Consider the following 9,257-nt stretch of genomic DNA (forward strand, 5'->3'; position numbering starts at 1 on the left):
GCGGCCCGGGCCGCGGCCGCCGAGGAGAGCGAGCGGCTGCGCGGCGCCGCCGAGTCGGTCGCGTCCGAGCTGCGCGCCGACGCCGAGGCGGCCATCGCCGAGCAGCGGGCCGAGGCCGAACGCGCCGTGGCGGAGCTGCGGGCCGAGGCCGAGGCCGCCGTCGCCCGGCTGCACGAGGAGGCCCGCGAGGCCGGCCGGGCGGAGGGCGCCGAGGAGGCGGCCCTGCACCTGGCCCAGGCCACCGAGCAGGCCGAGGAGACCGTCGCCCGGGCCGCCCGGGAGTCCGCCGAGACCGTCGCGGCCGGCACCGCCGAGGCCGAACGGCTGCGCGCCGAGGCCGCCGAGCAGGCCGACCGGCTGCTGACGGAGGCTCAGGCCACCGTCGAGCAGGTGCGGAACGCCGCCCAGGAGGACGCCGCCGCGCTCCACGAGCAGCTCACCCGGGCCCACCAGGAGGCCGAACGGCTGCGCGCCGAGGCCGAGGAGCTGCACGCCCGGGCCACCGCCGAGGCGGAGCGGGTCGAGGGCGAGGCCCGGCGCCAGGCGGTGCTGCGGATCGAGGAGTCGGCGAAGACCGCCGAGGAGCTGCTCACCAAGGCCAAGGCCGACGCCGACGAGCTGCGGGCCGGGGCCGCCGCCGAGCTGGAGCGGCTGCGCGCCGAGACCGAGGAGCGGGCCGCCGAGACCCAGGGCCGGGCCGAGCAGACCCTGACCCGGGCCCGCGAGGAGGCCCGCAAGGTCACCGCCACCGCCGAGCAGCGCGGCCAGGACGCACTGGCCGCGGCCAAGGCGGCGGCCGCCGAGAACCGTTCCGCCGCCGAGCGGGAGACCGCCGAACTCCGGCGCGAGGCCGTCGAGTTCGACCAGCGGGTGCGCGCCGAGGCACAGGCCGGGGCCGAGGCACTGGCCGCCGAGACCCGGGCCGCCGCCGAGGCTGCCCGGACCGAGGCCGCCGAATGGGCCGACGGCCACCGCGCCGAGGCCGAGACCTGGGCGCTCCGCCGCCGCGGTGAGGCCGAGACCGAGGCCGAGGCGCTGCGCGAGGAGAGCCGCCGCGAGCGGGCCCAGGCGCAGACCGCCTTGGACCGCGAGCAGGCCGAGACCGCCGAGCTGCTGGCCGCCGCCCGGGCCGCCCGGGAGACCGCTGCCGCCGAGGCGGACGAGCTGACGGCCCGTACGGCCGCCGAGACCGAGGCCCTGCGCACCGCCGCCGAGACCGAGACGGCCGAACTCCGCGCCGCCACCGAGGCCGAGACCACCGAGCTGCGCGAGCGCACCGCCCGGGAGGCCGCCGAACTGACGGCCCGTACCGCGGCCGAGACCGAGGCCCTGCGCACCGCCGCCGAGACCGAGACCGCCGAACTCCGCGCCACCGCCGAGGCGGAGACCACCGCCCTGCGCGAGCGCACCGCCGCCGAGGCGGAGGAGCTGACGGCCCGTACGGCCGCCGAGACCGGGGCGCTGCGCGCCGCCGTCGAGGCCGAGGTGGCCGGCCTGCGCACCGAGGCCGAGGCGGAGACCACCGAGCTGCGCGAGCGCGCCGCCGCCGAGGCGGCCGAGCGGCTGGCCGCCGCCGGGCGGGAGGCCGAGGAGCTGCGGGCCGAGGGCGCCCGGGAGTTGGCGCAGGCTCAGGAGGAGGCGGCCGCCGCCGTCACCGAGGTCGGCGTGCTGCGCGCGCTGGCCACCACCGAGCTGGCCGAGCTCCGCGCGGGTGCCGAGAAGGAGGCCGCCGCGCTGGTCTCCAACGCCGAGGACGAGGCGGCCGAGATCCGTCAGTCCGTGGCCGGACTGCACGAGGCCGCCTCGCAGCAGATCGCCGAACTCCGCGCCACCGCCGAGCGGGAGGCCGCCGACACCCGCGAACTGGCCGAGCTGGAGACCGCCGAGCAGCGCGAGCTGGCCGCCGCCGAGACGGACGCGCTGCGCGCCGCCGTCGACGCCGAGGTGGCCGCGCTGCGCGCCGACGCGGAGGAGGAGACCACCGCGCTGCGCGAGCGGATCGCCGCCGAACTGGCCGCCGACCGCGAGCGGACCGCCGACGGGATCGCCCGGGACCGGGCCGAGGCCGAGGCCTACGACGAGCAGCTGCGGGCCGAGGCCCGCGCCGAGCGCCAGGACGCGCTGGACTTCGCCGAGCGGACCCGGGCCGAGGCCGAGGAGGAGGCCCGCCGGACCACGGTGGAGGCCGAGCGGCGGGGCGCCGTCGCCGTCGCCGAGGCGGAGGACTTCGCCGCCGCGCTGCGGGCCGAGGCGGAGGAGTACGCGCTCGCCACCCGCACCCTGGCCGACGAGTACGAGAACGCCACCCGGGGCCGGGCCGACGTCTACGACGCGGAGACCCGCGAGGCCGCCGAGCAGTTCGACCGGGCCACCCGCGACCAGGCCAAGTCCGTGCTGGAGAAGGCCTTCGCGGACGCCGAGTCCCTCGCCGAGGACGCCCAGGCCACCGCCCTGGCCACCACCGCCGCGGCCGAGGAGCAGGCCGACGCGATGGTCGCGGCCGCCCGCAAGGAGGCCGAGCGGCTCACCGCCGCGGGCGAGGCGGCCGGCCAGTCCGAGGTGGAGCGGGCCCGCGCCGACGCGGACGCGCTGCTCTCCGAGGCCCGCCGGGACGCCACCGGCATCCGCGAGCGCGCCGAGGAGCTGCGCGAGCGCACCGACTCCGAGATCGAGGCCCTGCACGAGCGGGCCCGCAAGGAGAACGCGCAGGCCATGAAGTCGGCCGGCGAGCGGGTGGACACGCTGGTGACGGCGGCTCAGGAACAGCTCACCGAGGCCGAGGAGCAGGCCGCCGCGGCCGTCGCCGCGGCCGAGGAGAAGGCGGCGAAGCTGGTCGCCGACGCCGAGGAGAAGGCCGCCGAGCTCACCTCGGAGGCCTCCGCCGAGGCCGGCAAGGTGCGGATCTCCGCCGTCCGCAAGGCGGAGGGCCTGCTCAAGGAGGCGGAGCAGAAGCTCGCCGCCTCCACCGAACGGGCCGACCGGCTGCGCACCGAGGCGGAGGCCGCGCTGGCCGCCGCCGAGCAGGAGGCGGAGCAGAAGCTGACGGCCGCTCAGGAGGAGGCCGAGCAGCAGCTGGAGACCGCCTCCGACCAGGCGGAGAAGCGGTTGAAGCGGGCCGACGAGACCGCCGAGGAGCAGCTCGCGCTGGCGGCCGAGGAGGCCGAGCGGACACTGGCCGAGGCGAAGGCCGAGGCCCAGCGCGTGACCGACGAGGGCCGCCGGGAGTTGGACGAACTGGTCCGCCGGCGCAAGGACATCAACACCGAGATCTCTCGGGTGCAGGACGTCCTGTCCGCGTTGGAGGCCTTCGAGGCGCCGGCACCGGCCTCACCGGCCAACGGGGGAAGCAGTGGCAAGAAGGACGGTGCGGCGAAGGCCGGTGCCGGAGTGGGCGCGCCCCGTTCGGGGGGCAATCGCACCGGCAGCGCACCACCCGATTGAGCGGACATTGTCCGTGGAGCAACGGCGTTTCGCCGTCGACACTCCGATAACGTGTCAGGATTCCCTCAACCACCTCAGCGGTTAACGACAGGAAGCCCAGAACCCCATGAGCGACAGTCACTCCCCTCACGGCTTCGACCTGGTGCGCCGTGGGTACGAGCGTGCCCAGGTCGACGAGCGGATCACCAAGCTGGTGGCCGACCGCGACTCCGCCCTGACCAGGATCGGCGCGCTGGAGAAGCGCATCGAGGAGCTCCACCTGGAGACCCAGAGCGCGCAGGCCGCGGTCTCCGAGCAGGAGCCCTCGTACGCCGGCCTGGGTGCCCGGGTCGAGAAGATCCTCCGCCTCGCCGAGGAGGAGGCCAAGGACCTGCGCGACGAGGCGCACCGCGCCGCCGAGCAGCACCGTGAGCTGGCCGAGGCCGCCGCGCAGCAGGTCCGCACCGAGGCGGAGAACTACGCCAAGGACCGCAAGGCCAAGGCCGAGGACGAGGGTCTGCGGATCGTCGACAAGGCCAAGAGCGACAGCGCCCAGCTGCGGGCCGAGGCCAACAAGGACGCGCAGAACAAGCGCGAGGAGGCGGACGCCCTCTTCGAGGAGACCCGCACCAAGGCCGCCCAGGCCGCGCTGGAGTTCGAGACCAACCTGGCCAAGCGCCGCGAGCAGTCCGAGCGCGACCTGGCGGCCCGTCAGGCCAAGGCCGAGAAGCGCCTCGCCGAGATCGAGCACCGCGCCGAGCAGCTCCGCCTGGAGGCCGAGAAGCTCCGCACCGACGCCGAGCGCCGCGCCCGCCAGACCGTCGAGACGGCCCAGCGCCAGTCCGAGGACATCGTGGCCGACGCCAACGCCAAGGCCGACCGGATCCGCAGCGAGTCCGAGCGCGAGCTCGCGGCCCTCACCAACCGCCGCGACTCCATCAACGCCCAGCTCACCAACGTCCGCGAGATGCTCGCCACCCTCACGGGTGCGGCCGTCGCCGCCGCCTCGCTGCCGACCGACGACGCCCTCGGCGTCCCGGCCCAGCAGTCCCGCTGACCCACCCTCAGGGCCCGCACTCCCCCTCCGGGGAGGGTGCGGGCCCTGAGCCTTTGCGGCTACGCCCGGCAGGGCAGCGACCCAGGGGCGCGGGGAACTGCGCGAGTCCGGAAGGCGGACCAGCGTGAGGTCGGGGCAGGCGAGCCAGTTGCACGTGCTGCCGTTCCCCCGCGCGCAGTTCCCCGCGCCCCTGCAGGGCGCAGCCCCTGGGCGGCCTTCTGGCGGGCTGTCAGGTCAGACCCGGCGGAGAAGGGCCCGGACGGCTGCGTTGAAGCTCTCGGGGGCCTCCAGGGAGCTCAGGTGGCCGACGCCCGGGATGACGGTGAGTTCGGCGCCGGGGAGGGCCTCCGCGATGAGGCGGGCCTCGGCGAGCGGAGTGAGGGCGTCGTGCTCGCCGACCACCACCGCCGCCGGCACGTCGAGTGCCCGCAGCGCCGCCAGCGACTCCGGCCGCGCCGCCATCGCGCGCTGCGCCCAGGCCACCCCCGCCGGGGCGGCGGAGGCGATCATCTCCCGTACCTGGGCGGTGAGTTCGGGATCGGTCCCGGGCCCGAGCAGCCCGTCCTCGATCTTCTCCTCGGCCAGCAGCGCCACGCTGTCGCGGGAGAGCACCGCCGCCGCGATCCGCTCCCGGTTGGCCTTGGCGGCGGGGGTGTCCACGGTCGCCTTGGTGTCGGCGAGCAGCAGCCCGGCGATCCGCTCCGGGTGGCGCCGGGCCACCGCCATCGCGACGTAGCCGCCCATCGAGAGGCCCCCGAACACCGCCTGCTCCAGGCCCAGTTCGTCCAGCAGCTCCACCAGGTCGTCGGCCACGGTGTCGAGCGAGGGCGGCGCGTCCCCGACCGGGGTGGCGCCGAAGCCCCGCTGGTCGGGGGTGATCAGGGTGGCGACGTCGGCGAGCGGCGCGAGCTGGGCCTGCCACATCCGGGCCGAGAGCGGGAAGGCGTGCAGCAGCACCAGCGGCGTACCGACGCCGTGGGTGCCGTAGGCGGGGAGAGTCATGGTGCCCACCGTATGGCGGCACACCGACCGGCCGCAGCAGCGCGCTCCGCTGTCCGGTTTGTCATAGCCTGACGGAGAGTGAGGGAGCGCACATGATCGAATTGCACGAGCTGACGAAACGTTACGGCGACACCGTCGCCGTCGACCGCCTGAGCTTCCAGGTCCCCCAGGGCGTGGTCACCGGGTTCCTCGGGCCGAACGGCGCGGGCAAGTCCACCACCATGCGGATGATCCTCGACCTGGACCGCCCGACCAGCGGCCAGGTCACCATCGACGGGAAGCGCTACGGGCAGCTCAACGAGCCGCTCAAGTACATCGGCGCGCTGCTGGAGGCCAAGGCCGTCCACCCCGGCCGGACCGCCTACGACCACCTGCTCTGGCTGGCCCAGAGCAACCGCATCCCGCCCGGCCGGGTGGACGAGATGCTCGCCCTGGTCGGGCTCACCGCCGTCGCCAAGAAGCGCTCGCGCGGCTTCTCGCTCGGGATGGGCCAGCGGCTGGGCATCGCCTCCGCGCTGCTCGGCGACCCCGAGATCGTGATGTTCGACGAGCCGGTGAACGGGCTCGACCCCGAGGGCATCCTGTGGATCCGGAACCTGATGAAGGGTCTGGCCTCCGAGGGCCGCACCGTCTTCGTCTCCTCCCACCTGATGAGCGAGATGGCGCTGACCGCCGACCACCTGGTGGTGATCGGCCGGGGCCGGCTGCTGGCCAACCTCTCGATGGCGGAGTTCATCAAGCGGAACTCCCGCTCGGCGGTGCGGATCCGCACCCCGCACGTCGAGCAGCTGCTCACCGCCCTGCACGGCGCCGGGCTGAACGCCGTCCCCGGGCCGGACGGCGCGTACGAGATCGAGGACGGCGACCTCGCCCACATCGGCGAACTCGCCGCCTCGCACGGGGTGACGCTGCACGAACTGAGCCCGCAGCAGGCCTCCTTGGAGGAGGCCTTCATGCAGATGACCGCCGACTCGGTGCAGTACCACGCCGGGGGCGGCACCGCCCCGGCGCCGGCGCCGGAGGCCGCCTGGGGCACCGGCTGGAAGGAGAAGAGCTGATGGCCTCGTTCCCCGCCGTCCTGCAGTCCGAGTGGACCAAGATCCGCAGCGTGCGGTCCACCGTCTGGACCCTCGCCCTGACCTTCGTGATCACCCTGCTCGTCGGCGGGCTGCTCTCGCTGGTCACCAAGCTGAACTTCGACGAGTTCACCCGGGACTCCAGCACCCCGTTCGACGCCACCGGGACGGCCTTCTCCGGCATCCTGCTGGGCGAGCTGGCCATCATCGTGTTCGGGGTGCTGGCGGTCGGCAACGAGTACAGCAGCGGCATGATCCGGGTCAGCCTGGCCGCCGTCCCGCAGCGCGGGACCTTGCTGCTCGGCAAGGCCGCGGTGCTCGGCGCCCTGGCCCTGGCGGTCTCGCTGGCCACCGCCTTCATCACCTTCTTCGTCGGCCAGGCGGTGCTCGGCGACCACTCCACCACGATTGGCTCGCCGAACGTCCTGCGCGCCGTCATCGGAGCCGCGCTCTACCTGACCATGCTCTGCCTGTTCGCGGCCGGCGTGACCGCCATGCTGCACAACCAGACCCTGGCGCTGGGCGTGCTGGTGCCGTTCTTCTTCCTGCTCTCGCCGATCCTCTCGGCGGTCCCGTACGCGAAGAACGTGGCCCGGTACTTCCCGGACTACGCCGGCTCGCGGATGATCACCGTCTACGAGCAGTCCGGCCAGCCCTACGGCCCCTGGGCCGGCTTCTTCATCTGCCTGGCCTGGACGGTGGCCGCCATCGCCGGCGGCATCCTGGTCCTGAAGGAGCGCGACGCCTGACGGCGCGTCACACCCCCGGGACGCCCTCCGCCTCAGTGGCGGGGGGCGTTCCTGCTGCGCTGGACGTTGGTGGAGCGGCGCTCGCGGGCGCCCCAGCAGGCGCGGTGCCAGTGGCGGCGGTCGTCCACCCCGGCCCCGTACTCGGGCCAGGCGACCACGTGGCCGACGCCGGGCGGGATCTCCTGGTCGCAGCCCGGGCAGCGGTAGAACCGGCCGGAGGTGCCCGGGATGGTCTGCACCACCCAGTCCTCTCCGTCGTACTCCTCCACCCGCCGCAGGGTGCCACCGAACGGCACGCCTGACGGCTCCTCGGAGACGGCCTTGCTGCGGGGCGGCTTGCGGCGGGGCGACACGGCTACGGGCACCTCTCGTGCGGCGGACGACGGCTGGCTCTCCAAGCCTACGGGGCGCACCGCCCCGCCCCGCAGCCCTACCACGCCGCTCGGCGGGGCCTCAGGCTTTCCGGGGAGATCCACCCGATCTTCCGCGAATTGGGGCGTTCCGGGTGCCATTGGCACATGACATCGGTTACTCAACGAGGTGACAAGGCGGGGCTCGCAGACCCTGCGGCACCCGAGGAGGCCACCCGATGACCGACACCGACCAACTGACCACCCCTCAACTCGACCTGCCCCCGGCCCCGCTGCTGGGCGGCGCGGCCGGCACCGACTCGATCCGGGTCGGCGCGTTCCTGCTGTCGGCCCAGTTCCCGGGCCAGGACCACGGCGCGGTGCTGCGCCGTACCGTCGCCGCCGCCGAGACCGCCGAGCGCTCCGGCCTGGACTCGGTCTGGCTGGCCGAGCACCACTTCGTGCCCTACGGCGTCTGCCCGGACGCGGCCACCCTGGCCGCCCTGCTGCTCGGCCGGACCAGGCGAATCGGCGTCGGCACGGCGGTCAGCGTGCTCTCCACCACCCACCCGGTGGCGCTCGGTGAGAAGGCCGCGCTGCTCCACCTGACCTCGGACGGCCGGTTCACCCTCGGCGTGGGCCGGGGCGGGCCGTGGATCGACCTGGCGGTGTTCGGCACCGGCGCGGCCGCGTACGAGGAGGGCTTCGGCGAGCGGCTGGACCTGCTGCTGCGCTGGCTGCGCGGCTCCCGGGTGGGGGCCGAGGGGCCGCAGTTCAGCTTCCCGGCGGTGGACGTGGTGCCCCGCGCGGCCGGGCCGCGGCCCACCGAGCTGGCCGGCTGGCTGGAGGGCCGCTCGGGCCCGCTGAGCCGCTTCCCGCGGCAACGTCCGGGCGGGGTGGGCGAACTCGCGGACAGCGGACACTCCGTCACCTCGGACCCGGCACAGGGCGGTCCGCCGGTGATCGCCGCCTGCACCTCACCGGCCGGGGTCAGGGCGGCGGCCGAGCGCGGGCTGCCGATGCTGCTCGGGATGCACTCGGGCGACGAGGACAAGTCGCTGATGCTGGAGGCCTACCGGACCGCCTGGCGGGAGTGCGGCCGGGGCGAGGAGCAGCTGGCCCGGGTGGAGCGGGAGCACATGGCGGCCGGGGTGGTGCAGATCGAGGACCGGGCGGCGACGGCCCGGGCCCGGCTGCTGGCCGCGATGCCCGGCTGGTTCGAGCACGGGCTCGGTGCCCACCGCACGGTGGACGGCCGGGAGCGGCGGATGCGCGATCCGCGCGAGTACACCGAACTCCTCTGCGACCTGCACGCGGTGGGCACGCCCAGGCAGGCCGCCGACCGGCTGCTGGCCACCACCGAGCGGACCGGCATCCGGCGCTTCGCCCTGCTGGCCGAGGGCTCCGGCGAGCACGCCGCGACCATGGAGAACATCGCCCGGCTCGGCACCGAGGTGCTCCCCCAGCTGGACTGAGACGGCCGCCGAACGGACGGACGCCGGGCCCTGGTGCAGGCGGCCCGGCGTCCCGTCGGTTCGGCGGTAGGTGCTCAGCAGTCGCGCAACTCGTCCGACTGGTTGAGCAGTTGGGCCCGGACCGAGGT

At 75.2% G+C, this 9,257-nt stretch carries 7 protein-coding genes; 5 read left to right on the forward strand and 2 right to left on the reverse strand.

Annotated features, from left to right (window positions below):
* Together ACZ6ZR_RS09755 and ACZ6ZR_RS09760 are read left to right on the forward strand one after the other, a co-directional pair.
* A partial coding sequence (locus ACZ6ZR_RS09755) for a hypothetical protein (protein ID WP_465641180.1) occupies nt 1–3,441 on the forward strand: 3,441 nt, incomplete at its 5' end.
* 106 nt (nt 3,442–3,547) lie between these two features.
* The gene (locus ACZ6ZR_RS09760) at nt 3,548–4,477 is read left to right on the forward strand and encodes a coiled-coil domain-containing protein (RefSeq protein WP_402298707.1); all 930 of its coding nucleotides are present in this window, start codon (nt 3,548–3,550) and stop codon (nt 4,475–4,477) included.
* A gap of 234 nt (nt 4,478–4,711) precedes the next feature.
* On the opposite strand, the gene ACZ6ZR_RS09765 is transcribed toward ACZ6ZR_RS09760, so the two are convergent.
* On the reverse strand, nt 4,712–5,479 hold the full coding sequence (locus tag ACZ6ZR_RS09765; RefSeq protein ID WP_465641182.1) for an alpha/beta fold hydrolase: 768 nt from the start codon (nt 5,477–5,479) through the stop codon (nt 4,712–4,714).
* A 92-nt stretch (nt 5,480–5,571) separates the two neighbouring features.
* Between ACZ6ZR_RS09765 and ACZ6ZR_RS09770 the strand changes: the two genes are divergently transcribed.
* On the forward strand, nt 5,572–6,537 hold the full coding sequence (locus tag ACZ6ZR_RS09770; RefSeq protein ID WP_465641183.1) for an ABC transporter ATP-binding protein: 966 nt from the start codon (nt 5,572–5,574) through the stop codon (nt 6,535–6,537).
* Nucleotides 6,537–7,304 carry an ABC transporter permease gene (locus ACZ6ZR_RS09775; RefSeq protein ID WP_465641185.1) on the forward strand — a complete coding sequence of 256 codons (768 nt, stop codon included), beginning with the start codon at nt 6,537–6,539 and terminating at the stop codon, nt 7,302–7,304. The genes ACZ6ZR_RS09770 and ACZ6ZR_RS09775 overlap by 1 nt, the downstream gene beginning before the upstream one ends.
* A gap of 32 nt (nt 7,305–7,336) precedes the next feature.
* Here the strand turns inward: ACZ6ZR_RS09775 and ACZ6ZR_RS09780 are convergent, their stop codons facing one another.
* Nucleotides 7,337–7,657 (reverse strand): ATP/GTP-binding protein, encoded by a 321-nt coding sequence (locus ACZ6ZR_RS09780; protein ID WP_465641187.1) that lies wholly within the window; start codon nt 7,655–7,657, stop codon nt 7,337–7,339.
* Between the two features lie 320 nt (nt 7,658–7,977).
* Between ACZ6ZR_RS09780 and ACZ6ZR_RS09785 the strand changes: the two genes are divergently transcribed.
* On the forward strand, nt 7,978–9,129 hold the full coding sequence (locus ACZ6ZR_RS09785) for an LLM class flavin-dependent oxidoreductase (RefSeq protein ID WP_465641327.1): 1,152 nt from the start codon (nt 7,978–7,980) through the stop codon (nt 9,127–9,129).
* The last annotated feature ends 128 nt before the right edge of the window (nt 9,130–9,257 follow it).

It is taken from the genome of Kitasatospora sp. NPDC088742, from assembly GCF_055584905.1.

Bases quoted from the DNA above. Each gene is read 5' to 3' on its own strand.
- ACZ6ZR_RS09760 (WP_402298707.1), top strand. From the start codon at position 3,548: ATGAGCGACAGTCACTCCCCTCACGGCTTCGACCTGGTGCGCCGTGGG.
- ACZ6ZR_RS09765 (WP_465641182.1), bottom strand. From the start codon at position 5,479: ATGACTCTCCCCGCCTACGGCACCCACGGCGTCGGTACGCCGCTGGTG.
- ACZ6ZR_RS09770 (WP_465641183.1), top strand. From the start codon at position 5,572: ATGATCGAATTGCACGAGCTGACGAAACGTTACGGCGACACCGTCGCC.
- ACZ6ZR_RS09775 (WP_465641185.1), top strand. From the start codon at position 6,537: ATGGCCTCGTTCCCCGCCGTCCTGCAGTCCGAGTGGACCAAGATCCGC.